This window comes from Sulfitobacter sediminis (genome assembly GCF_040811725.1).
Classification (GTDB): Bacteria; Pseudomonadota; Alphaproteobacteria; order Rhodobacterales; family Rhodobacteraceae; genus Sulfitobacter; species Sulfitobacter sediminis.
Genome location: NZ_JBFNXX010000264.1, coordinates 1 through 234, shown reverse-complemented (window position 1 = coordinate 234; position 234 = coordinate 1). Strand labels below are relative to the sequence as shown.

Genomic DNA, 234 nt, shown 5'->3' with positions numbered 1-234 from the left:
GGCCAGGTCCACCTCGGAAAAGGGCGGTGGACCCAGTCGTTCCAGATTATTATGCATCGCCTCACCAAGCGGTTCGGTGTAAATCAGGTTCGATACCGCCGCGAGGATCTGGTGGGACAGGGTCGTCTCGGTCATCATCGCGGCCCCGGTGCCCACTTTACGCACCCCCTCGAGCAGTTCCAGCATTTCAGGTGCCGTTCCGGCCCGCACGACATACCGGACTTTCGCGTAGGC

1 pseudogene is annotated in these 234 nt (G+C 61.5%); it reads right to left on the bottom strand.

From position 1 onward, the window contains the following. Nucleotides 1-234, bottom strand: a pseudogene (locus AB2B41_RS23755) (amidohydrolase); the annotation flags it as partial.